Consider the following 22,896-nt stretch of genomic DNA (forward strand, 5'->3'; position numbering starts at 1 on the left):
CCATGTCCATCATTTCCCGCCGCGCCAAGCTGCTCGGCACCGTCTTCAGCCTGGCGCTCGCTTTCAGTGCGCCGGCCGTTCACGCCGAGACGCCGCCGAATGTGCTCGTCGTCGCCCAGTCGATCGACGATGCCGTCAGCTTCGACCCGGCCGAAGGCTTCGAGCTCACGACCGTCCAGTCCTTCAACAACATCTATCAGCGTCTCGTGCAGTCTAACCGCGATGACGGCACGAAGATCGAGGCAGCACTTGCCGCTTCCTGGGAAGCCGGCAGCGATGGCAAGAGCCTGACCTTTGCGCTTGCCGACGCGAAGTTTGCCTCCGGCGACCCGGTTCGCCCGGAGGACGTGATCTTTTCGCTGACGCGCGCTGTGAAGCTCAACAAGTCGCCGGCTTTCATCCTCAACGAACTCGGCTGGAAGGCCGACAATGTCGATTCTGCGATCACCAAGGTAGATGACAAGCACGTTAGGCTCACCTGGACGGCCGATGTCGGCTCCGGCTTTGCGCTTTCGATTCTGACGGCGCCGATCGCCTCCATCGTCGATGAACAGACGGTTTCGCCGCAGGCCAAGGACAATGATTTCGGCAACGCCTGGCTGAAGACCAATTCGGCCGGCAGCGGTGCCTATACAATCGCCACCTACACGCCGCATGAGGCGCTGGTGCTGCAGGCCAATGCCAATTCTTCCGACAAACCGACGCTCGAAAGCATCATCATCCGCAACGTGCCAGATGTCGGCGCCCGCCGCCTGCTCGTCGAGCAGGGCGATGCCGATATCGCTCGCGGCCTGTCTGCCGACCAGATCGAAGCGCTGAAGGACAAGAGCGGCATCAAGGTGCTCTCCGTTCCCTCCGCGCGTCAGGACTATATCCTGCTGAACAGCAAGGCGAACCCGACGCTCGGCAATCCGGCTTTCTGGGAAGCGGCGCGCTACCTCGTCGATTATGACGGCATCACCAAGAACTTGCTGCGCGGCCAGAGCAGCGTCCACCAGGCCTTCCTGCCGAACGGCTTTCCCGGCGCACTCAGCGACACCCCCTTCAAGCTCGATGTCGAGAAGGCAAAGAAGATCCTTGCTGATGCCGCTATCAAGACGCCGTTCAAGGTCGAATTCATCGTCTTCAACGACCAGCCGTTCCTGTCGATTGCCCAGTCGCTGCAGTCGACTTTCGCGCAGGCCGGCATCACGCTTGATATCCAGCCGGGTGTCGCGAGCGATATCTATGCCCGCGGCCGCGCCGGCAAATTCGAGATGACGCTGCGCTACTGGATCCCGGATTATTTCGACGCCCACTCCAACGCCAGCGCCTTTGCGATCAACAAAGACAACTCGGCCAATACCGTTGCCAAGCAGGCCGGCTGGGTCATCCCGGAACTGACCGACGAGACGCTCGCAGCCGTCAAGGAGCAGGATACCGCCAAACGCGCTGCGCTCTATCAGGACCTGCAGAAGAAGATCCAGGCAAGCTCGCCCTTCGTTTTCATGCTTCAAGGCAATGACCAGGTCGTGCTAAGCGACAAGGTGAAGAACTATGCCCAAGGTCTAAATGCAGACCAGGTCTATTATGACAAGGTAGCGAAATAAGTGCCGCAAACGGCAACAACTGATAATGCCGACATGACCAACTCCCGCCAGCGCAACAGCTGGCGGGAGTTGTCGTTCGTCTGGCCGCTTTCGAAGTGGCTGTGGTCCTTTGCGCTGACGCTCTTCGGGCTGGCGCTGGTGACCTTCGCGATGACGCGGCTGTCGCCGATCGATCCGGCGCTGCAACTCGTCGGCGATCATGCGAGCCAGTCGACTTATGCACAGACGCGCGTTGAGCTTGGTCTCGACCAGCCGCTGCCGGTGCAATTCTTCCGCTACATCGAGACGGCGCTTTCGGGCAACTTCGGCCAATCGATCTCGACCGGCCAGCCGGTGGCGAAGGATATTGCCCGCACTTTCCCGGCAACGATCGAGCTTGCAACGGCGGCAATCATCCTTGGGGCCGGCATCGGACTAGCGCTCGGCATCGCCGCTGCCATGCGGCAGGGCGCCTGGGTCGATGGCCTCGCTCGTTTCGTTTCCCTTTTCGGCTATTCCGTGCCGATCTTCTGGCTTGGCCTGTTGATGCTGCTGCTGTTTTATGCGCGCCTGCATTGGGCGCCAGGACCGGGCAGGGCCGATGTCGTCTTTCAATATACGGTCAAATCCGTCACCGGCTTTGCGCTGATTGATACCTGGGTATCGGGAAAAGCAGGCGCCTTTCGTGACGCATTGGCGCATCTGGCGCTGCCGGCGATCGTGCTTGCCTTCCACGCGCTTGCTGCGATTTCGCGGCTGACGCGCGCTGCGATCCTCACCGAGCTTGGCCAGGAATATGTGACGACGGCGCGGGCCAAGGGCGCAAGTCTCCGCCGCATCGTCTTCGTCCATATCCTGCCGAATGTCTCCGGAACGCTGCTGACGGTGATTGCCCTTTCCTATGCCAGCTTGCTGGAAGGTGCGGTGCTGACGGAGACCGTCTTTGCCTGGCCGGGCATCGGCCGTTACCTGACGACGGCGATGTTTGCCGGTGACATGCCGGCGATCCTTGGCGCGACGCTTGTGGTCGGCGCCTCCTTCGTGCTTCTCAACGCGCTGACCGATCTCGGCGTGGCGCGACTGGGATCGGGGAAGAAGCGATGAGCGCGATTGTTCAGGCGCCGCTCGGCGGTCCCTCCCTCCTGCGGCGCATGCTGCGCTCGCCTTCGGCAGCGACAGGCAGCGCGGTCGTGCTCTTCATTCTAGGGCTAGCGTTGCTGGCGCCGCTGATTGCGCCCTATGATCCCAACCTGCAGGAGACGGCCAATCGCCTGATGCACCCTGATACGGCGCACTGGCTCGGCACGGATGGTTTCGGCCGGGATATCCTGTCGCGCATCATTTACGGTGCGCGGCCGACACTGTTGTTGGTGCTCGTCGTTGTGCTGCTGATGGCGCCGCTCGGCATTCTCATCGGTATCCTCTCCGGTTTCTTCGGCGGCATCACCGAGCGGGTACTGATGCGGATCACCGATATCGTCATGTCCTTCCCACGGCTGCTGCTCGCCTTCGCCTTCGTTGCCATCATGGGGCCGGGGTTGATCAATGGCGCTTTGGCGCTGGCGCTGACGAGTTGGCCGGCCTATGCGCGCCAGGCCCGGGTCGAGACGGCGGCATTACGGCGCAGCGATTATCTCGCCGCCGCCGAAATGGTCGGTATCTGCGGGGTAAGATTGCTCTGGGGGCATATTTTGCCGCTGGTTCTGCCTTCGGCGATCATTCGACTGGCGCTTGATCTCTCGGGCATCATTCTTGCCGCGGCCGGCCTCGGCTTCCTCGGCCTCGGTGTTCGTCCGCCGACGGCGGAATGGGGTTCGATGGTCTCGGAGGGCACACAGGTGATCTTCGATCAATGGTGGGTGGCGGCCGTGCCGGGCTTTGCCATCCTGATCACCTCCTTCGCCTTCAACCTGCTGGCCGATGGCCTGCGTGATATCATGGATCCGCGCCATGACTGAGCCGCTGCTTTCCCTCGAGGATCTGTCGATCGCCTTTCCATCGGAGGCGGGGCCTGTGCGCGTCGTCGATGGTATGTCTTTCTCGGTCGGTCGTGAGGTCGTGGCGCTGGTAGGCGAATCCGGCTCCGGCAAATCGATGACGGGCCGGGCGATCATGGGCTTATTGCCGCGCCGGGCCGAGGTGCGAGCAAAGCGTCTTGCCTTCGATGGCCAGGAACTGACGAAGCTCTCTCCATCCGGCTGGAACAGGCTGCGCGGCAGCGGGCTCGGGCTGATCCTGCAGGATCCGAAATATTCGCTGAATCCGGCCCACAAGGTTGGCCGGCAAGTGGAAGAAGCACTGCTTCTGCACACGAAATTATCGGCTGGCGAGCGGCGCGAGCGGGCGCTCGACATGTTGGACAAGGTCGGTCTGCCCGATCCGCAGCGCGTCTATTCGAGCTATCCGGCTGCTCTCTCGGGCGGCATGGGACAGCGGGTGATGATCGCGGCCATGCTGATCAATCGGCCGAAACTCTTAATCGCCGACGAGCCGACTTCGGCGCTCGATCGCGGTCTGCAGGACCAGATCCTGACCTTGCTGCGGTCGCTGACCGAAGAGCTCGGCATGGGGCTGCTGCTCATCAGCCACGACCTGCAGCAGGTTTCGCGTTATGCTGATCGCGTCATGGTCATGCGCCACGGCAAGATCGAGGAGCAGATGGCGTCTGCCAATCTTGCCAATGCCAAATCAGATTATACGCGGGCGCTCTGGGCGGCGCGGCCTTCGGCTGCGACCTACGGGACACGGCTGCCGGTCTACGGGGGCGGGGCATGAGCGCTCTTTCCGTTTCCGATCTTTCCGTCACGTTCCAGGGTAGAGGCAAGGGTTTTACCGCCGTGCGCGGCGTGAGCTTCGAGGTCGCGCCGGGTGAGACATTCGGGCTGATCGGCCCGTCGGGCTGCGGCAAGACGACGGCGCTGCGTGCCGTTGCCGGGCTGAACACTCATTGGCAAGGCTCCATCACGGTCTTCGACGAGGCGCTACAACCGGGGCGAAAAATCACTGGGGCATTGCGGTCCAACATCCAGATGGTGTTTCAGGATCCCTATTCCTCGCTGCATCCGCGCCATCGCATCTCCCGCATTCTCGGTGAGCCACTGGCCTTGCGCGGCGTCCGTAATGTCGAGGATGAGGTGCGTATCGCGCTCGATCAGGTCGGCCTGCCGGCTGCTGCGGTCGGGCGTTATCCGCATCAGCTTTCCGGCGGGCAGCGGCAGCGCGTGGCGATTGCCCGCGCGTTGCTCCTGAAACCGAAGCTGCTGTTGCTCGACGAGCCTACCTCGGCGCTCGATGTCTCGGTGCAGGCAGAAATCCTGAATCTGTTGAACGACCTGAAGGCTTCGTATGGCATGACATTCGTGCTCGTCAGCCACGATCCCGGGGTCGTCGTGCATATGTGCGACCGGGCCGTGCTGATGCAGGCCGGCCGCATCGAAAGCGAACTCGACCGCGCCGCGCTTTCGCAAGGCGGCTGGGTCGAGCAGCTTGCCGCACGCTAGTACTCAAGCGGCAAGATCAGGACATCGCGAGCCGGCACTTCGATACGCTCGGCATCATAGGCGTGGTTTAGAGGCCATGCAGGCTTACCGCCTGAGAGTTTTCCGTCTGCGAGCGTCACCGTCGTCGTCTGAGCCTTGCGTGTCGGATTGACCAGCCAGAGGAAGCTGCCCTTCTCACCCTTGTGGATGCGGGCGAAGAGCGCGTCGTTGGACAGGCTCGCATGACGCGTCCTGCCGCTCCAATTCACCAGTTCGGCGAAGAAGGCGGCATTGGCCTTGCCGTCGGTGCGGTAGAAGGCGACGGAGGGATTGGTGCCGATCAGCAGGGTGCGACCCTTGCCGAAGCGGTTTTCGACGACGGCAAGACGGCCGCCATCGAAAGCGCCGCGCCCAGTGCCGTCGGTCAGGCGGTAGGACTGCAGGAGACCGCCGCCATCAACGGCCATATCATCGAACTTGAAGTGGATGCGATCGCCGATATCGGGCATGAATTCCACTTCTTCCTCGCGCGCACCGAAGACTTCGTCGAGCCCCATATTCGGCTGCACCTGGCCGACATGGCCGCGGTCGCCGAAATAGCCGGGGCAGGCTTCTGATATCAGCGTGCCGCCCTTCTCCACCCAGGCTTTCAGGCGGGCTGCCTGTTCGGCTGTAAACATGATCGGGTAGGGGAAATAGAGGAAATCGTAGGCGTCGATGTCATCGATATGCACCCAATCCGGTTGCAGGCCCTGGCCGAGGAAGGCGCGGTAGGCGCCCCACATGGCCTCGGGATAGGGCTTTTCCTTGCGGTCGTAATTCAGCAGGTAGTCCCATTCCTGCGTTTCGGGGACAACGAGAATGCCGACTTCACCACGGACGGGCTTTGCATCCCAGAGTGTCTTCTGTGCCGGATCGTTTGCCCATTTCGCCATGGCGCTCTGCATGTCGGAGCGCGGTGTGCGGCTGCCGTCCATGCCATAAGCGCCGAAGGCACCGAAGAGTGGGCCGTCGAGCAGCGGGCGCCAGCGCAGGTTCAGGACGCCGCGCGCTCCGCCGGCAAAGGAGGTCATGCTCCAGATGCGGATATCCTCGGGCTCGGCCACACGACCGTCTTCCTTGTCGCGGCCGATCACCTGCGGCTGCAGCCAGAGCGGGCCGCCCTGGCGTTCGGCATGCCAGAACGGCTTGCCGCGCGCAGCGGCGCGGTTGATATCGACACCGTACCAGGTTTTCCAGGGTTCGGTGCCTTTGCGGGCCTGGATCCAGGTGAAGCCGTAGATTTCCACCTTGGAGGCGGCGAGCCAGTCGTCGCAACCGTTGGCGGCCATGTTCGGGATTGCGCCGGAGATACCGTGTGCGGCAATGACGTTCTTCTGGTCGACGGCGCGGATCGTGTCGATGCGCCACTGCATTTGGTCATAGAAATTGTCGCGCTTGAACTGCAGCCAGTCGATGCATTCCGGATAGGGCGCCATGTGAACCGGTGGCTCGACATCGTCCCATTCGGCATAGCTGTAGCGGTGCCAGGCTTTGGCGAGCACTTTCAGACTGCCGTATTTCTTCTCCAGCCATTTGCGGAAGGCGGCCTTAGCATAGCTGCTGTAATCGACATCGGCGGAATAGTTCACCTCGTTCCAAACATCGTAGCCATAAATCGCCGGATGATCTTTGTAGCGGGTGGCAAGTGCGGTCAGGAACTTGCCGGCGGCTTCCTTCACCTCCGGGCAGTTGAGCGTCAGCGCGCCGGCGCCGCCGCCATTGTTGGAAAAGCCACCGGTCGCGGCAGAGACGCCCATGTAGGAGCCGAGCTTGGTGCCGTCGGCATTGACCTGCAGCGCATCGGCATATTTGCGGACCGCCCAGTCCGGTACGGCATGGATGAGTTCGGCGATGACGGTCTTGATGCCGTTCTTCGCGGCGAGATCGAGCTGGCGGTCATATTCTTCCCAGTCGTAGATGCCGGGCGCCACTTCGATGGCGCTCCACATGAACCAGTGGCGGAAGATGTTGAGACCGTCTTCGCCGGCGGTCGTGTAGTCACGCTCCCAATCGTCGCGCGGCGGATTGGACTTGCGGAAATAGACGGCGCCGAAAGGGAATTGGATATCGTTTCTAAGCATTGTCCTGTCCTTCTCTGTCGATGTCCGGACATGGCTTCGCCGTCCGGAGAAAAGGCTCCGGCAGGAGGCAATCGAAGATATCGTCCGGTGTTCTAGGTGATCCTGATCTAGCGCGGCCCTCCGGCGAGGAGCTCGAGCGTGCGAATAAGGGCGGAATGGTCGCGTTCACCGTCGCCATTGGCGATAGCGGCGTTCATGAGCTGCTGGGTGGCTGCCGTGTTCGGCAGCGACAGATCGAGCGCACGGGCGGCGTCGACGGCAAGCGTCATATCCTTGCGGTGCAGGCGGATGCGGAAGCCCGGATCGAAAGTTTCCTTGACCATGCGCTCGCCGTGCACTTCGAGAATGCGCGAGGCGGCAAAGCCTCCCATCAGGGCTGCGCGCACCTTGGCCGGATCGGCACCGGCGCGTTTGGCAAAAAGCAGCGCCTCGGAGACGGCCTCGATCGTCAGCCCAACGATGATCTGGTTGGCGACCTTGGCCGTCTGGCCGTCGCCGACGCCGCCGACCAGCGTGATGTTCTTGCCCATCTTCTCGAAGAGCGGGCGGGCCCGTTCGAAGGCTTGCTCCTTGCCGCCGACCATGATCGTCAGCGAGGCGGCCTTGGCGCCGACCTCGCCGCCGGAGACGGGTGCATCGAGATAATCGCAGTCAAACGCTTCGATGCGTTTGGCAAAGCTCTTGGTGGCGACAGGCGAGATCGAGCTCATGTCGATCACGAGCTTGCCGGCAGACAAGCCGGAGGCAACACCGTTTTCGCCGAAGAGTACGGCTTCGACATCAGGCGTATCCGGCAGCATCAGGATGATGATGTCGGAGGCTTCTGCGACGGCCCCGGCGCTATGGGCGGCCTTGCCGCCCTTGGTGACGAGGTGCTGCGAGGCTTCCTTCACGCGGCTTAAATGCAGCGTGTGGCCGGCATCGATCAGGTGTTCCGCCATCGGGCGGCCCATGACGCCCAGTCCGATAAAACCGATATTCATGTCACGCTCACTTCCGATAGGGTTTCATCCAGCCAAGGCCCTCGCTGGTGCCGGCCTTTGGCTTGTATTCGCAGCCGACCCAGCCTTCGTAGCCGAGGCGGTCGAGTTCGGAGAGGATGAAGCCGTAATTGATCTCGCCCGTGCCGGGTTCGTTGCGGCCGGGATTGTCGGCGATCTGCACATGGGCGATCCTGTCCTTCAGCCGGGTGAAGGTCGGGATCAGGTCGCCCTGCATGATCTGCATGTGGTAGAAATCGTATTGGATGTAGAGATTGTCGGAGGCGACCTTTTCAAGGATGCGCTCGGCATGATTGGTGCTCGATAGGAAGAAGCCGGGAATATCGCGCAGATTGATCGGCTCGATCAGCAGCTTCACGCCGGCGTCGGCCGCGCGCTCGGCGGCATATTTCAGGTTTTCGACCAGTATCTTTTCGAGGGTTTCGAGATCGGCGCCCTTTGGCACGAGACCAGAGATGACGTTGACCTGCGGGCAGGCGAGCGCTTTGGCATAGTCAAGCGCCAGCGTGATGCCATTGCGAAACTCCTCGATACGATCCGGCAGGCACGCGATGCCGCGCTCGCCGCCGGCCCAGTCACCCGAGGGGACGTTGAAGAGTGCCTGTTTCAGGCCGTTTGCCTGGAGGGCATCGGCGACCTTTTCCTTCGGTTCGGCATAGGGGCCGAGATATTCGAGCGCGCCGAAACCGTCCTTCGCGGCGGCGGCGAAACGATCGAGGAATGAAAGATCCTGATAGAGGAAGGAAAGATTGGCGGAAAATCTCGGCACTGGAACATCCTCAGGTATTTGCGGGAGCGACGAACCGATGCCGGTGGAGCATGCGTTTGTCGCGTGGGTCGGGATTGGGAACGGCTGAAATGAGGCTCTTCGTATAGGCTTCCTGCGGCGCGGTGCAGATCTGCTCGGCCTCGCCGAGTTCGACGATCTTGCCGCGACGCATGACTGCCACACGGTCGCAGAAGTAGCGTACCACGGAAATGTCGTGGGAGATGAAGATGAAGCTCAGGTTCAGCCGCTGGCGGATATCGAGCAGCAGGTCGAGGATTTGGCTGCGGATGGAAACGTCGAGCGCCGAGGTCGCTTCATCGGCGATGATGATGCGCGGATCGAGCGCAAGGGCGCGGGCAATACCGATGCGCTGGCGCTGGCCGCCGGAGAAGGCATGCGGGTAACGCTCCATGCCCATCGGATCGAGGCCGACGAGACGCATCAGTTCGGCGACGCGATCTTCCACCGCCTTGCCCTTGGCAAGGCCGTTGACGATGAGAGGATCAGCGATCACTTCCTTGACCGTCATGCGCGGGTTCAATGAGGCGAAAGGATCTTGGAAGACGAGGCGAACTTCGCGGTGGAAATTCCGGAGCTCCTTCTTGCCGAGCCTGGTGACATCGGTCTCGCTGCCATCCTTGCCGCGGTAGAGGACGGTGCCGCTCGTCGGCTCGACGGTGCGCAGGATCAGGCGTCCGAGTGTCGTCTTGCCGGAGCCGCTCTCGCCGACGATGCCAAGATTTTCGCCGGGATAGAGGTCGAAATTGGCGTCATCGACGGCACGCAGCGTGTTGGTATTGCCGTGCCAGCCGAAGGTCTTGCTGAGATTGCGCACCGACAGGATCGGCTTTGGCGCCTCGGACGAAAGGGCGATGGGCGGCCGTCTGCCTTCCACGTGATGGGTGAGCTTCACCGTCGAGGCCAGCAGCTGACGCGTATAGGGGTGGGTGGCGGCATGGTAGATCGCATCGACCGGGCCGCGCTCGACGATATGGCCGAAGCGCATGACGGCAACGTCATCGGCCACTTCGGCCACCACGCCCATATCATGAGTGATGAGCAGCATCGCCATGCCGCGATCGACCTGCAGACGCTTGATGAGGTCGAGGATTTCGGCCTGTGTCGTCACGTCGAGGGCGGTGGTGGGCTCGTCGGCGATCAGGATATCCGGATTGCCGGCAAGCGCCATGGCGATCATGGCGCGCTGGCGCATGCCGCCGGAAAATTCGAACGTGTAGCGGTCGGCCATCTTGTCCGGATTGGGGATCTCGACCTGGCGCAGCAAGTCGACCATCCGGGCACGTGCAGCCTTCTTGTCAAGATTGCTGTGCAGGCGGATCGCCTCGATGATCTGCGAGCCGATCGTGTGGACCGGAGACAGCGAGCTCATCGGCTCCTGGAATATGAGGCCGATGCGCCGCCCGCGGATTTCGCGCATGGCGCGGCTGCCGGGCTGAAGAGTGGCAATGTCGGTGACTTCGTTGCCATTGCGCAGCAGGATGCGTCCGCCGACGATGCTGCCGGGCTTGTCGACGATCTGCAGCAGCGAGCGGGCCGTGACACTCTTGCCTGAGCCGCTTTCGCCGACGAGGCAGAGCGTCTGGCCGCGCTTCAGTTGAAAGCTCACATCCTCGACAGCATGCAGGATATGCGTGCGCAGGCGGAAATCGATCGAGAGGTTTTCAACTGAGAGGACGACGTCATCGGGAAGATCGGTCATGGCAACCTCCTCAATTGTCATAGGGATCGGCTGCATCGCGCAGGCCGTCGCCGAAGAAGTTGAAGGACAGGACGGCAATAACGACCGCCAGAGACGGCCAGATCAGTAGCCAGGGCGCGCTCGCGACCGTGCGGATATTCTGGGCATCCTGCAGCAGCACGCCCCAGCTGACAACAGGCGGCTTGAGGCCGATGCCGAGGAAGGAGAGCGAGGTTTCGGCAACGATCATCGTCGGCACGGCGAGGGTGACGACGGCGAGGATGTGGCTCGTCAGCGATGGCAGGATATGGCGGAAGATCAGCCGTGCCTCGCTCGAGCCGTCGAGCTTCGCAGCGGTGACGAAATCCTCGCTGCGCAAGGCCAGGAAGCGTCCTCGTACCTCGCGAGCAAGGCTTGTCCATCCGAGCAGCGAGACGATGATGGTGATGACGAAATAGACGTTGACCGGTGACCAGGTGAGCGGGATCGCGGCCGCGAGGCCGAGCCAGAGCGGAATAGTCGGCATGGCGCTGACGACCTCGATGACGCGCTGGATCAGTGTATCCACCCAGCCGCCGTAGAAGCCGGAGATTGAGCCGAGTACCACGCCGAGCACCAGCGACATGGCGACGCCAACGAGGCCGATCGACATGGAAATGCGGGTGCCGTAGATCAGCCGGGTGAGAACGTCTCGACCGAGGCGATCGGCGCCGAGCAGATACATCGGGTCGTTGGGATTGATCGGGCCGAAGAAATGCGTGGTCATCGGGATCAGGCCCCAGAGATAATAGCCAGAACCTTTGACGAAGAAGCCGACGGGCACGACCTTGGTGTCGTCGACCACGAAAGTGCGTCTCAGCGCCACCTTGTCGATCTCGACCTTGTAGCCCTTCACATGGAAATTGAACTCGGAGCTGCCGTCCGGCTTGGTGACGAAGAAGCTGAGACCCTGCGGTGGCGCATAGGTATATTGCGGCTTCGAGGTCGCGGGCAAAGAGGGCGCCAGGAATTCGGCAAAGAGACCGATGAGATAGAGGAGGAGGATGATAACGCCAGCGACCATCGCCACCTTCTGGCGGATCAGCTTGCCGGCAATCAGCCGCCATGGGCCGATCGCTGCAGTCGACACGGTCTTGCCCTGTTTCAGCGGGCTGATCGAGGGGCCGTCGGCGACGACGTTCAGGGGGCCAGTATGGGTTCCGAATGTTTCGTGTGTCATCGGCGCCTCCTCAATTGAACCGGATGCGCGGATCGAGCAGCGCAAGCAGCAGGTCCGACAGGAGCATGCCGACGAGGGTCAGCGCCGACAGCAATAGGATGAAGCTGCCGGCGAGATACATGTCCTGCGAGACCAGCGCACGGAAGAGCAGCGGGCCGGCTGTCGGCAGGTTCAGGACGATGGCGGTGATTGTTACACCGGAGACGAGATGCGGCAGCACCCAGCCGATCGCCGAGACGAAGGGGTTTAGAGCGATGCGCACTGGATATTTCATGATCACCTTGTATTCCGGCAGCCCCTTGGCGCGAGCGGTGATGACATAGGGCTTATGCAACTCGTCCGTCAGGTTGGCACGCAGGATGCGGATGAGGGCGGCCGTGCCCGAAGCGCCGATGATGATGATGGGTATCCAGAGATGGGCGAGGAAATCGCCTGCTTTGGCGAGGCTCCAGGGCGCTTCGGCATATTCCGGCGAATTGAGGCCGCCGACGCTTTGGCCGAGATAGCGGTAGGCGATGTACATGAGCGTCAGGGCCAGGATGAAGTTCGGCACGGCAAGGCCGATGAAGCCGAAGAACGTGAAGACATGGTCGCTGATCGAATGGCGACGGACGGCCGAATAGATGCCGATCGGCAGCGCGACGATCCAGACGAAGAGAAGGCTCAAGAGCGAGATCACCAGCGTCGATCCCATACGCGCCCAGATGAGGCCGGAGACGGGCTGGTTCCATTCGAAGGACCAGCCGAAATCGCCGCGGCTGACGATGCCCCACATCCATTTGAGATACTGGATGTAGAAGGGATCGTCGAAGCCGTAGATCTCCTTCAGTCGCTCGATCTGCGCGGGATCGACAGCCTGGCCGCTGTCGCTCATCGTCGCGATCATCGAGGTCAGGTAGTCACCCGGCGGCAGCTGGATGATCAGGAACGAGATCAGCGACATGCCGAACAGGGTCGGAATCATGTAGAGCACGCGCTTGAAGATATAGCCAAGCATCGGAATGTTTCTCCTCCCGTTGAGAGCGCCCGGTCAGGCGCTTCCTTCGGATCTCCGCCCGCTTTCGGCCCCTTCAGGCCGAAAGCGCTTCCTTGTCTCGACACCTCATTTCCAGGTGAGGTGCAGAACCTCCAGCCGTTCGATACCAGGTACCTCCACCTGTGCGCGGCCATCCTTGACGCTGAAGTTCGCGGCGCGGTCGGTAACAACAAGCCATGCCTTGGCTATCGATTTGCCCGGAGGAATTTCGACCGAAACCGTCTGGGCCGCCAGAGGGTAATTTTCGCGTATCGGCCCCTTCATCATCATCGGGTTGGTAAGGTTGAAGAGGCTGAGCGCAATTCCCTCGGCGTTTTCGCGCAGTGCCATGTCGATGACGCCGGGGCCTTCCACGGTGACGCGCGGCGCCTTGCCGAGCGCCCAGCTGATAGCATTGGCAATCAGCTTGCCATGATCAACGGCAAAGACTTCCCAGAAGATTTCGCCGATGTTCCAGGGGATGTAGACGGTGCGGCCGCCCTTGCCGGTTTCGCGGGCGATGACGCCGGCGCCTTCCGGGGCCTTGCGCGGATAGACTTCTTCCATCGGAAGGTCCGGGAAATCGGGCACGTAGAGGAAGGGCGTCGTCGCATTGCCGATGGGGTCTGCGTGGATGAGACGCGTGCCGCCCATGATGCGTTCGGCACCATCATAGCCCTGATTGACAGGATGATCACCCGAGCGCGCCACATAGGTGTTCTTGACGATGCCGCGCGGGCCGGACACGAATTTGGCGCCTAGCACGCCAGAGAGGCCGAACTCACTGCGTTTCTTGCCGAATTCGTCGCGCAGCGAGGTTTCGTAGGAAGCGATGACGCTGCCGCCGCGCTCCACATAGGCGCGGATCGCCTCGTTCTGCGCATCCGAAAGGCAGGAGGCATTGGCAAGGATGATCACCTTGAAACGGTCGAGATTTTCCCTCGTCAGAACCTGATCCGAGAGAAGCTCAAAAGGCAGGCGGGCTTCGACGAGCGCATGATAGAAGCCGAGATCATGCTTCTCGGCGCTATGACGCTCTTCCGGCGCCCAGTGGCGGAGCGTCGTCGAGGGGTCGATGACGGCGATCTCGGCCGTCGGATGCATGCTCTCGAGAACCGGTTCGACAGCCGCCTGCAGCGCGAAAGCATCGGCGACCGGTTCGACCCAGCGCTTGTCGGGAACGACACCGTTGAATTTGGTGAACCAGGCATAGAGGCCGTGGGCCGTTCCGTCATTGATCCAGAGCTGCATTTCCTCGCCTGAGGTGACGGCATCCTTCCAGCGATATTCCTCTTCCGGGCCGATCGAGGTGATGAGCACGACCGGGCGGTCGGGGAAGGTGGCGCGGATGCGTTTGCCGTTACGGCCGGCCGACCAGCCGAGTTCCAGGCCCTTGCGGCCCTGATGATCGACGACGAGGAAGGGGCAATGTTTGGCGATCACCGAGAGATCGAATTCCATGAGCGAGGCGCCGCCCATGTTCGGGATGAAGCTCGCATGCGGGCGGATCGCTTTGACCGCATCATCCCATTGGGCGATCATGTCGGTCAGTACGCGGCGGCGCCATTGTACCCAGGCCTGCCAGGCCGGGTCGTCGGCATCCGGCTTCTTCGGCAGGGCGTGGCCGAACATATCCTTGAAGCGGCGGGCACTGTCTTCGCTGTAATCGACGCCATGGCCCTGCCAGCGATTGGCGAAGACCGCATCGATATCGTATTTGCGGACGATCTCCTTTACCACTTCCGGCATGAAGACGGTGTTGTAATCGCCACAGGCATTGGTGACCCAGACATCGGGATAGGCCCAGTGGCGGCGCGGTGTGCCATCGGCATTGATCATCACCCATTCGGGATGCGCCTTGGCGGCATCTTCGTGAATGGCGTGTGGATCGACGCGGGCCATGACATGCATGTCGAGCTTGCGGGCGGCATCGACGAGCCCGCCGAAAATATCCTTATCACCCAGATATTTGCTCACATAATGATAGGGAACTTCGCTCGGATAATAGGCGATATAGCCGCCAGCGCTCAGGCAGACCGCATTCGATTTCGTCCGCTTGAAGACGTCGATCCAGAAGGCCGGATCGTATTTTTCCGGGTCGTCCTCCACGAAGGTCAGCTGGGTCCAGCGCGTTGCGGTCTTGAACCAGTCCGGCGTGCGCAGCTTGTCGGTATTCTGTCTTCTGGCGTCGAGCATCGTCTTCATCCAATCATTGGCAAAAGGAGGGCCGCGGCGCCGGCCAGCGGGACCGGCGCCTGCAATGCATCAAGTTGTTTCAGGCCATCAGACCTTGTAGAACTGCTCCGGCATGGTGGGAGCGGGTGTCGGCCAGCCGAAAGAGTTCGGCATGGTCTTGGTGATGTTCTTCATGTTGTTCTTGACGATGCCGTAGCCATCCGGCGGCAGGGAAATACCGAAGACATAGAAGTTGTCGGCAGCCCCCTGCAGGATCTGTTTCATGATCTCCTGCTGCCCGGTTGGGTCGGAGGTCGATTTCAGCTTGTCGTAAAGCTCGAGTTGCTTCTTCGTTTCCTCCGGCGGCTCTTCCGCATTGGCATTGTTGCGGTCGAGATACCAGAGCTGCCAGGCCGGAGCATACATGGCGTTCGAATCCGTCGGCACGTAGTAACGCGGGTCAAGCATGGCAGCGACGCCGCCATTGGCACCGAACTGATGGGCCGTCGCATCGAAATCGCGACCTTGACGGACGCGTGTTTCCCAGAGCGAGCGGTCCATGGTGCGCATCTGCGCATCGATGCCAACAGCCTGGAACATCGGAATGACCAGCTGGAATAGATCAAGGAAAACCGCGCGCGCCTGGTCGATTTCGAAGATCACCGTGAGGCGGCGACCCTTTTCGTCCAGGCGGAAGTTCTGATCGTCGCGCTTCGGGATCAGCGTGTCGAGCATGGCATTCGCTTTCTCGACATCATAGCTCGTGAACTGCGTGGCAAGCTGCTCATTGTATAGGGGATCGCCCTGCTTGATCGACGGCTGCGCAGGCGCGCCCTGGCCAACGAGAACGGCATCGATCAGCGACTGGCGATCGAGCGCGATGGAGAGGGCCGCGCGGAAATCCTTGTTGCGGAAGAGCTTGCGCTTGGTCTCGTCATTGTGGTTCAGGTTGAAGATGAAATTCATCACGTTGGCTTCGGTAGACGTCAGCGTGTAGAAATCGTACTTGCCCTGCTCGCGCGCATCGTAGAGCACCGATTTGTTGTTCGGTGTGGCGATATACTGGTCCATCAGGTCGATTTCGCCCTGCATGACCTTCAGGAGCAGCACCTGGGGATCGGCGACCATCTGGTAGACAATGCGGTCCATATAGGGGAGCTGGTTACCCTCCGTATCGACCTTCCAGTAGAAAGGGTTGCGTTCGGCAATAGCGCGTTCGGTATTCTCGCCGGGCGCGGTCGTGAACATCCAGGCGTGCAGGCAGGGCTTCTTCGAAGAATTCAGGAAGAAGGCGTTGTCGTCCTGGAAACCGGAGGCGGACTGGAAGGCGGCGATCCAGCTTTCGAAACCGCGCTCCTTGGCAAGCTCATCGGCCTTCGGATTATAATCGATATGGAACTGCTCGAGGTAATGTTTGGGGCAACGGGTCGTGTGGTCGTTATTCGCCCAAGCAACCTGCAACGGGAACATACCGTTAGGTTTTGCGAAGATAACTTTAAACGTCTGTTCATCGACGATTTCGAGCTTCGCCGGCTTGCCTGCCGTCTTCCAATGGCCCTGGCCGTTCACGGCGACGCGTTTGTCGGTCAGGATCGTGTCGTACCAGAATTTCACGTCGGCGGTGGTATAGGGCTGGCCGTCCGACCACTTCATGCCCTTGCGCAGGCGGATGGTGTATTCGGTGGAATCTGCATTGCCATCGAAGGCTTCGGCCACGTTCAGCGTCACGCCAGACCAGTCAGGCGTATAGCGCAGCAGCGGCTCATAAGCTTGATAGCGGAACAGCATCGACAGCGAACCGCCGCCGACGAGCGCCATGTTCCAGTCGCCGCCATATTTGCCGACGCCTTCGACGGGCTTGATGACAAGCGGATTTTCCGGCAGTCGGTCCTTCAGGGCCGGCAGCGCGCCGCTTGAAACTTTCTCCTTCAGTATATCCGCTTCCCTAAAGTCGGCGGCGAAAACCGGCAAGGCCGGCAGGATCAGAACGGCCGAAGTCCCGGCCAGAAACGCACGACGTTTCAGCTTGATCATAGGGTTCTCCTCCAAAAATCCTCAACCCTTATCGTTATTTTTGCTCTCGGGCTTGGATAACAGAGAGAATACATTTGGATATTGTTAGGTAAAGCGTTATGTTTTGTTAGTGCAAGAATTTGCAATTTTGGCAGAGAGCGTGTAGCGAAGCGTTCCGAGTGAATATCGAGGTGGAAAGTGGGAAGCAGAGGGCGGGTTACCTTACACACGATCGCGCGGGAGGTCGGTCTCTCAAAATATGCCGTGTCGCGCTCGCTTGCCGGCAAGAGCGGCGTCAGTGAGGAAACACGCACGCTGATCCGAGCGACGGCAGAGCGGCTGGGTTACACGCGTCCTGCGGGCCAATCCCAGACGAACGATATCGCTGTCGTTTTCCACGATCTCGATGCCGTCAACAGCGAACTCTACATGCAGATCCAGAATGGCGTGCAGCGTGAGGCACACAGGCTGAGCATGGCGCTCCGCATCCGTTGGACACATAGCGCCGATCAGCTTGAGGAATTGGCCCGTTCCTGCGCCGGACTGCTGCTTGTCGGCCCGCATGACCGGGAGGCAATCGCCGCAGCAACGGCAATCGGGGTGCCGATCGTGCGCTTCGGCTGGGTTGATCCGCTGGAACAGGCTGACCAGATCACCGGCACGGACCATGAGGCAGGTCAGGCTGTGCTTCACTATCTGATCGGTCTTGGTCACCGGTCGATCTGCTATGTCAACGGCACGCCGGGTTTCCGGGGTCGGCGCGAGCGCTTCTATGGGGCACGGGAGATTGCCGAACGCTGCGAGGATGTTTCGCTGCATGTGTTGCGGTTCGACGAGCAGGTCGGCTTCGGTGAAGCCTTCCGCGACCTTAAGGCAAAGGGCATTCACCCGACGGCCTTCTTCTGTGCCCATGATGGACTGGCGCTGACGGTGGTTTCCGAACTGCTGGGCCAGGGCTACCGCATTCCCGATGACGTCTCGGTCGTCGGCTTCGGCGATTTCTCGCCGGCCACACAGATTTCGCCGCCATTGACGACGGTGAAAATGGAAGGACAGGAGGGTGGAGCTGTTGGTCTCCGGCTGCTTCTCGAGCGGATCGAAAATCCGCGCCTGCCCGGGATGCCGGCCCGCCGGGTCATGATCGCTTCGCGGATCGTCGAGCGCCGTTCAGCCGGTCCGTGCAAGGTCGCGGCAGCCACCGATCCAGCAAAGCAGCAATCGGAAATCGCTCAGAACAACGCGCTCGTTAAGTGATGGCGGCCAAGCTGCCGGTTGGCGGCAGAAGCTGAGTGTCAGCCCAAAGTCGCAATAGCCGCCTTTACCGCATCGACATCCGTCGTCGTCGGCTTGTATTCCAGGCCGACAGCGCCGGTATAGCCATTGGCGAAGATCCAGTTGAGGCGGTGAGCGAGATCGATCGTGCCGGTACCAGGTTCGTTGCGGCCGGGGTGATCGGCCACATGGACGTGAAACACGCGGTCCATGCGGCCAGCCAGAACATCTTCCGTGCGTTCGTCCATGACGGCGGAATGATAGATATCATAGACGATGCCGATTTCGGGACGTGCGACATCATCGACGATATGAAGACCCTCGCGGGTGGAATCGAGGAAATAACCGATATGGTCGATACGGACGTTGAGCGGCTCGACTCCGAGGCGCACGCCGCTGCCGTCAAGAATATCGGCGCCGGCGCGCAGAATTTCCGTCAGCGCCTTGCGTTGTTCGTCCCGCGCGAAGCCCGCGAGGTCATCGCCCGCCTGTGCGATCAGCACCGGTGCGCCGAGGCGCTTTGCTACGGCGACAGAATCGGCAAGACCCTTCAGCCATATCTCGCGATTTGAGGCATTGGTAAGAGCGATCATCGGCTCTGCCACGAGGCTCGTTACCTTGAGACCCGTTTCATTCACTGCGGCTTCGATCGCGCCGAGGTCCTTGTCGCTCCACCGCCAGAACTCGATGGCCTCCAGGCCCGCGGCATGGGCACGGCGGATCCGGTCCGCGAAGGTATCGCCTTCCTCGGCAAACAGCCATTCGATGCAAGCTGAATAAAGTCGCATGAAGACCCCTCCACTATCGCTGCAGGCATGCGACGGATCCCGGCCTGCGGCAAGAGGGATCGGCTCCCTGTGCTGATGATTTTTCGCCACGGCTTGACGGGCAGAGCTAATGCCGGAAGAGTTGGCGAATTGGCCGGACCGCCGGCCTGATTGGGAGGATTTCATGGATCTCGGATTGAAGGGTAAGACCGCCGTCATCACCGGCGGCTCGGTCGGCATCGGGCTTGCGATCGCCGAAGGGCTGGCAGCAGAAGGGGCCAACCTTATTTTGTCTGCGCGCGGACGCGAGCGACTGGATACGGAGGCGGTGCGCATCGCCGAAAAATACGGCGTCAGCGCTATTGCGGTCGAAAGCGATGTTGCGACCGTCGAAGGTACGGAGGCAATCATTGCTGCAGCTGCCGAGCGCGGCGGCGCGGACATTCTGATCAACAATGCCGGCACCGGGTCCAACGAGACGGTTATGGAAGCGCCCGATGAAAAATGGCAGGCCTATTTCGATCTGCATGTGATGGCAGCCGTGCGTCTTGCCCGTGGGATCGCCCCACAGATGAAGAGGCGCGGCGGCGGCGTGATCCTTCACAACGCCTCCATCTGCGCTGTGCAGCCGCTCTGGTACGAGCCGATCTACAACGTCACCAAGGCTGCGTTGATGATGTTTTCCAAGACGCTCTCGACGGAACTCGTGAAGGACAAGATTCGCGTCAACTGCGTCAATGCCGGCCTCATCCTAACGCCCGACTGGATCAAGACCGCCAAACAGCTGACGGCCGAGACCGGCGGTGACTGGGAGGGATACTTGCAGAGCGTGGCGGATGAGCATGCCTCTTCCAAGCGTTTCGGCACGCCGGAGGAGCTCGCAAATTTCTTCGTCTTCCTCTGCTCCGACCGCGCGAGTTACAGCATCGGCTCTACCTATTTCGTCGATGGCGGCATGCTGAAGACGGTATAGCTCGTGTTTCCGGTTTCGCTTAGGCGTGTCCCGGCGGGACCGGCTCATCAATCTTGGCAGGTACTAGGAGACTTGAAGGCGCGGTTTTACGGCAACATTGATAGTCGAAATAACCTATAAAAACGAGTTATTTTATTGTCTCTTCATGGTTTTGACTCTATTTCCCTGTTATTACGCAAGCATAATGCCGCAAAGTGCAGGGCGACCGAGATGTTGACGAAAAAAGGAAAATACGGATTGAAGGCGCTGGTTGATCTGGCGCGGCTGGCGCCGGGCGAAACCGCTTTCATCAACGATATCGCTTCGCGCAACAACATCCCGAAGAAGTTCCTCGACACGATCCTGCTCGAACTGCGCAATGTCGGCATCCTGCGGTCGAAGAAGGGGCCGGGGGGCGGTTATTCCCTTTCGCGGCCCGCATCGGAAATCCGCATCGGCCATGTCATCCGCACGCTGGACGGGCCTCTCGCGCCAATCCGCTGTGCCAGCCGCACGGCTTACGAGGCCTGCGACGACTGCGCCGATCCTGAGACCTGTCAGGTGCGGCGCTCGATGACCGAAGTCCGGGACGCGATCGCCGCCATTCTCGACAATATGACGCTCGAACAATTCGTTGCAGGCGGCGGCATCGAAACCATCGAGGAAAAGCTCCCGGTTTCGGCAGCAAGCTGATCGCTTCTTCGCTTTCACGCACTTCGGACGCAGAGAATCGCGGCGCGCTTTACTGAAATATTCTAGCTTTCTCTGATTTTCAGACTATGAGCGCCCGCTGCATTCAGCAGCGGCTCGCGATGAATGCTCATGTCATGGATGCGGGCGTTACGCCAGTGACGGTCGAGGTTGAGCGCAATGCTGCCGGTCGAGGCCCGCGCCAATTCGAAAAGAGCATTTGCCGTGTCCAGCGCCACCTCGGTTGCCGCAATGCAGGCAGACGAAGCGGAGAAATAGGCCTCCGCCATGGCTGCTCCAGCAGGGCTTACCTGGGCGATATCGAGCTTGCGGCCGGCTTGTTCGAGCGCTCCGGTTGCGGTTTCGATGCGAGTGGCACGCTCGCCAATTTTACCCAAGAGAGCAGAATGATCCTTCGCCTTGACGAGCAGGTCGGAAAAGGCAGCGCGGGCAATGCCGAGGCTGACAGCGGCCTGCAGCAGAAGACCCAAGGATTTTTCCGTGGTGTGATCGCCGGATAATGCGGCGGTGACGGTATCGGCATTCACATGCAGCTTGCCGGCAATCAGCGTTGCAGTGCCATTGGTGCGCAACCCGAAGGCATCCCAATCGTCTACGGCCTGCAGCTCGTCTCCGTCATGTCGAAGATAGAGGGTTACCCTGCGCCCGCCGGGATCAATCGCTGCTGCGGCGATCCAGTCGGAGAAAAGAATGGCGGCTGTCTGTTCCGACCGGCCCGTCAAGCGAAAGCCGGAGCCTTCGGCAACAAGGCTTGCCTGATCGGCGAAACGGGCGGCGGCGAAACGGTCGCCATCGAGTGCGCGGGTGAAGAGGGCGCTCTTCAGCTCTTCCGAAGATTGGTTGCGCAGCCCTTCCAGCACGCCGAAATGAGATGCCAGCACGCTGCCGATGGCAGCATCGCTTTCACCAATGATGGCAACGATCTCTGCAAGCAGGGCATTGGAAACATCAAGTCCGGCATATTCCGGAGGAACGGTAATCGCGATGAGGCCGGATTGCGAGAGCGCGTCGAGTTCGGCATTGGGCATGATGCGGTTGATGTCCCGTTCACTTGCCTGCTGTCGAAAAGCGGCCGCAAGTTCGCGGGCCGTGGAAACGGCTTCCTCCTCGGTCTCGATGCGGTGCGCTGGGGGGCGCGCGCTGTCATGTAACTGCGATACCGTTCCCATCTGCCACTCTTTCTAAGCGCTAAAACTGCGCAATTGCATCGGCCTGCGTAAGGGCGGTTTTTCTATAAATGCCGCGCCGGCCGAATTTTATTACCAGCTTGATCGCCTTGGCGTATGATCTACTTATGGCTATGGGACGGCCAGTTGATCAGGAATGATGATGAGCAATTCTCTTGCACGAAGCCGCGAGGGTTCGAAGGCTGGGCGTCAGTCGCGCCCGCGCATAGGCATGAATATAGCTGATATTCCGACCTATGCCATCGGCGACGTGCATGGGCGCCTCGATCTGCTGCAGAAAGCCGAAGAGGCGATCGTGCGCGATGCGGAGCGTCTGCCGGGTACCAAGCTCATTGTCATGCTGGGCGATTATATTGATCGCGGGCCGCAATCGGCGCATGTGCTCAGCCATCTCATGGACCCGGCGCCGGAGGGCTTCGAGCGCATCTGCCTTGCCGGCAACCACGAGATCGTCATGCTCGACTATATCGACGGCTGGGCATCCTATGATGACTGGATGACCATGGGTGCGGCCGAGCTTCTGAGATCCTACGGTCTCGATCCAGATCATCTGCCGCTGCTCTTCCGCTCCGGTGCGCAGCTCGACGCGTTCATCCGCCAGTCGCTGCCGCATACCCACATCGATTTCATTCGCGCCATGCCGATCATGCTCGATACGCCTGACATCGTCTTCGTGCATGCCGGCATCGACCCGCGCGTACCACTTGAAGAGCAAGCCGATGACGACCTAGCCTTCATCCGCCAGCGTTTCCTGGAAAGCTCATTGCCGCTGCCGAAACTGGTCGTGCATGGGCACACGCCGGGCGACCAGCCCGATGTGCAGCCGATGCGACTGAATCTCGATACCCGTGCCTTCAGAAGCGGGAAACTTTCCGTAGCCCGGTTCTGGCAGGGGCAGGTTCACCTCTTCTCCACCTGACGCAAAACTGATATGCGCTTTTTGCTG

General features: G+C 60.8%; 19 protein-coding genes. 9 read left to right on the forward strand and 10 right to left on the reverse strand.

Annotation, left to right across the window (positions count from 1 at the left end; genetic code table 11):
- Positions 1 to 2: 2 nt before the first annotated feature.
- Genes FHX15_RS00405 through FHX15_RS00425 form a run of 5 tightly spaced genes read left to right on the forward strand, consistent with a single transcriptional unit; the run spans position 3 to position 5,068 of the window.
- A complete protein-coding gene (locus tag FHX15_RS00405) occupies positions 3 to 1,589 on the forward strand; it encodes an ABC transporter substrate-binding protein (protein WP_184392691.1) in 1,587 nt (528 codons plus the stop codon).
- Positions 1,590 to 2,672, forward strand: a complete 1,083-nt coding sequence (locus tag FHX15_RS00410) for an ABC transporter permease (protein ID WP_184392692.1) — start codon at positions 1,590 to 1,592, stop codon at positions 2,670 to 2,672. It begins immediately after the preceding gene.
- Positions 2,669 to 3,526: an ABC transporter permease gene (locus FHX15_RS00415; protein ID WP_184392693.1), complete on the forward strand. Its 858-nt coding sequence runs from the start codon at positions 2,669 to 2,671 to the stop codon at positions 3,524 to 3,526. The genes FHX15_RS00410 and FHX15_RS00415 overlap by 4 nt, the downstream gene beginning before the upstream one ends.
- Positions 3,519 to 4,343 carry an ATP-binding cassette domain-containing protein gene (locus FHX15_RS00420; RefSeq protein WP_184392695.1) on the forward strand — a complete coding sequence of 275 codons (825 nt, stop codon included), beginning with the start codon at positions 3,519 to 3,521 and terminating at the stop codon, positions 4,341 to 4,343. The genes FHX15_RS00415 and FHX15_RS00420 overlap by 8 nt, the downstream gene beginning before the upstream one ends.
- Positions 4,340 to 5,068, forward strand: coding sequence for an ABC transporter ATP-binding protein (locus FHX15_RS00425; RefSeq protein WP_184392697.1), 729 nt, complete (start codon positions 4,340 to 4,342; stop codon positions 5,066 to 5,068). The genes FHX15_RS00420 and FHX15_RS00425 overlap by 4 nt, the downstream gene beginning before the upstream one ends.
- Here FHX15_RS00425 and FHX15_RS00430 read toward each other — a convergent pair.
- The 8 genes from FHX15_RS00430 to FHX15_RS00465 all read right to left on the reverse strand — a co-directional run bounded on the left by FHX15_RS00430 (position 5,065) and on the right by FHX15_RS00465 (position 17,082).
- Positions 5,065 to 7,170, reverse strand: a complete 2,106-nt coding sequence (locus FHX15_RS00430) for a beta-galactosidase (protein WP_184392699.1) — start codon at positions 7,168 to 7,170, stop codon at positions 5,065 to 5,067. The two genes, FHX15_RS00425 and FHX15_RS00430, sit on opposite strands and share 4 nt — an antisense overlap.
- 107 nt (positions 7,171 to 7,277) lie before the next feature.
- Positions 7,278 to 8,153 carry a 2-hydroxy-3-oxopropionate reductase gene (locus FHX15_RS00435; RefSeq protein WP_184392701.1) on the reverse strand — a complete coding sequence of 292 codons (876 nt, stop codon included), beginning with the start codon at positions 8,151 to 8,153 and terminating at the stop codon, positions 7,278 to 7,280.
- A gap of 7 nt (positions 8,154 to 8,160) precedes the next feature.
- Positions 8,161 to 8,940, reverse strand: coding sequence for a 2-oxo-tetronate isomerase (otnI, locus tag FHX15_RS00440; protein WP_184392702.1), 780 nt, complete (start codon positions 8,938 to 8,940; stop codon positions 8,161 to 8,163).
- A gap of 10 nt (positions 8,941 to 8,950) precedes the next feature.
- Positions 8,951 to 10,660 (reverse strand): ABC transporter ATP-binding protein, encoded by a 1,710-nt coding sequence (locus FHX15_RS00445; RefSeq protein ID WP_184392704.1) that lies wholly within the window; start codon positions 10,658 to 10,660, stop codon positions 8,951 to 8,953.
- A 10-nt stretch (positions 10,661 to 10,670) separates the two neighbouring features.
- Entirely contained in the window at positions 10,671 to 11,858 is a 1,188-nt protein-coding gene (locus tag FHX15_RS00450; protein WP_184392706.1) for an ABC transporter permease, read from the reverse strand.
- Positions 11,859 to 11,868: 10 nt separating this feature from the next.
- Positions 11,869 to 12,855 carry an ABC transporter permease gene (locus tag FHX15_RS00455; RefSeq protein ID WP_184392707.1) on the reverse strand — a complete coding sequence of 329 codons (987 nt, stop codon included), beginning with the start codon at positions 12,853 to 12,855 and terminating at the stop codon, positions 11,869 to 11,871.
- Between the two features lie 105 nt (positions 12,856 to 12,960).
- A complete protein-coding gene (locus tag FHX15_RS00460) occupies positions 12,961 to 15,069 on the reverse strand; it encodes a family 10 glycosylhydrolase (RefSeq protein WP_184392709.1) in 2,109 nt (702 codons plus the stop codon).
- Positions 15,070 to 15,156: 87 nt separating this feature from the next.
- On the reverse strand, positions 15,157 to 17,082 hold the full coding sequence (locus FHX15_RS00465; RefSeq protein ID WP_184392710.1) for an ABC transporter substrate-binding protein: 1,926 nt from the start codon (positions 17,080 to 17,082) through the stop codon (positions 15,157 to 15,159).
- Between the two features lie 177 nt (positions 17,083 to 17,259).
- Here FHX15_RS00465 and FHX15_RS00470 point away from each other — a divergent pair, with 177 nt between their 5' ends.
- Positions 17,260 to 18,315, forward strand: a complete 1,056-nt coding sequence (locus FHX15_RS00470) for a LacI family DNA-binding transcriptional regulator (protein WP_184392712.1) — start codon at positions 17,260 to 17,262, stop codon at positions 18,313 to 18,315.
- Between the two features lie 38 nt (positions 18,316 to 18,353).
- Here the strand turns inward: FHX15_RS00470 and FHX15_RS00475 are convergent, their stop codons facing one another.
- Entirely contained in the window at positions 18,354 to 19,121 is a 768-nt protein-coding gene (locus tag FHX15_RS00475) for a TIM barrel protein (protein ID WP_184392714.1), read from the reverse strand.
- A 163-nt stretch (positions 19,122 to 19,284) separates the two neighbouring features.
- Here FHX15_RS00475 and FHX15_RS00480 point away from each other — a divergent pair, with 163 nt between their 5' ends.
- Together FHX15_RS00480 and FHX15_RS00485 are read left to right on the forward strand one after the other, a co-directional pair.
- Positions 19,285 to 20,073: an SDR family NAD(P)-dependent oxidoreductase gene (locus FHX15_RS00480; RefSeq protein ID WP_184392715.1), complete on the forward strand. Its 789-nt coding sequence runs from the start codon at positions 19,285 to 19,287 to the stop codon at positions 20,071 to 20,073.
- Between the two features lie 210 nt (positions 20,074 to 20,283).
- Complete coding sequence (locus FHX15_RS00485; protein ID WP_184392717.1) at positions 20,284 to 20,745, forward strand: RrF2 family transcriptional regulator; 462 nt, start codon at positions 20,284 to 20,286, stop codon at positions 20,743 to 20,745.
- Positions 20,746 to 20,807: 62 nt separating this feature from the next.
- Here the strand turns inward: FHX15_RS00485 and FHX15_RS00490 are convergent, their stop codons facing one another.
- A complete protein-coding gene (locus FHX15_RS00490; protein ID WP_184392719.1) occupies positions 20,808 to 21,932 on the reverse strand; it encodes an acyl-CoA dehydrogenase family protein in 1,125 nt (374 codons plus the stop codon).
- A 160-nt stretch (positions 21,933 to 22,092) separates the two neighbouring features.
- Between FHX15_RS00490 and FHX15_RS00495 the strand changes: the two genes are divergently transcribed.
- On the forward strand, positions 22,093 to 22,869 hold the full coding sequence (locus FHX15_RS00495) for a metallophosphoesterase (RefSeq protein ID WP_184392721.1): 777 nt from the start codon (positions 22,093 to 22,095) through the stop codon (positions 22,867 to 22,869).
- The last annotated feature ends 27 nt before the right edge of the window (positions 22,870 to 22,896 follow it).

Origin of the sequence: Rhizobium sp. BK650 (genome assembly GCF_014195325.1) — a bacterium.
Taxonomy (GTDB): Bacteria; Pseudomonadota; Alphaproteobacteria; order Rhizobiales; family Rhizobiaceae; genus Rhizobium.

Bases quoted from the DNA above. Each gene is read 5' to 3' on its own strand.
- FHX15_RS00415 (WP_184392693.1), top strand. From the start codon at position 2,669: ATGAGCGCGATTGTTCAGGCGCCGCTCGGCGGTCCCTCCCTCCTGCGG.
- FHX15_RS00405 (WP_184392691.1), top strand. From the start codon at position 3: ATGTCCATCATTTCCCGCCGCGCCAAGCTGCTCGGCACCGTCTTCAGC.
- FHX15_RS00450 (WP_184392706.1), bottom strand. From the start codon at position 11,858: ATGACACACGAAACATTCGGAACCCATACTGGCCCCCTGAACGTCGTC.
- FHX15_RS00485 (WP_184392717.1), top strand. From the start codon at position 20,284: ATGTTGACGAAAAAAGGAAAATACGGATTGAAGGCGCTGGTTGATCTG.
- FHX15_RS00465 (WP_184392710.1), bottom strand. From the start codon at position 17,082: ATGATCAAGCTGAAACGTCGTGCGTTTCTGGCCGGGACTTCGGCCGTT.
- FHX15_RS00455 (WP_184392707.1), bottom strand. From the start codon at position 12,855: ATGCTTGGCTATATCTTCAAGCGCGTGCTCTACATGATTCCGACCCTG.
- FHX15_RS00495 (WP_184392721.1), top strand. From the start codon at position 22,093: ATGAGCAATTCTCTTGCACGAAGCCGCGAGGGTTCGAAGGCTGGGCGT.
- FHX15_RS00445 (WP_184392704.1), bottom strand. From the start codon at position 10,660: ATGACCGATCTTCCCGATGACGTCGTCCTCTCAGTTGAAAACCTCTCG.
- FHX15_RS00420 (WP_184392695.1), top strand. From the start codon at position 3,519: ATGACTGAGCCGCTGCTTTCCCTCGAGGATCTGTCGATCGCCTTTCCA.
- FHX15_RS00475 (WP_184392714.1), bottom strand. From the start codon at position 19,121: ATGCGACTTTATTCAGCTTGCATCGAATGGCTGTTTGCCGAGGAAGGC.
- FHX15_RS00480 (WP_184392715.1), top strand. From the start codon at position 19,285: ATGGATCTCGGATTGAAGGGTAAGACCGCCGTCATCACCGGCGGCTCG.
- FHX15_RS00430 (WP_184392699.1), bottom strand. From the start codon at position 7,170: ATGCTTAGAAACGATATCCAATTCCCTTTCGGCGCCGTCTATTTCCGC.
- FHX15_RS00425 (WP_184392697.1), top strand. From the start codon at position 4,340: ATGAGCGCTCTTTCCGTTTCCGATCTTTCCGTCACGTTCCAGGGTAGA.
- FHX15_RS00490 (WP_184392719.1), bottom strand. From the start codon at position 21,932: ATGGGAACGGTATCGCAGTTACATGACAGCGCGCGCCCCCCAGCGCAC.
- FHX15_RS00460 (WP_184392709.1), bottom strand. From the start codon at position 15,069: ATGCTCGACGCCAGAAGACAGAATACCGACAAGCTGCGCACGCCGGAC.
- FHX15_RS00435 (WP_184392701.1), bottom strand. From the start codon at position 8,153: ATGAATATCGGTTTTATCGGACTGGGCGTCATGGGCCGCCCGATGGCG.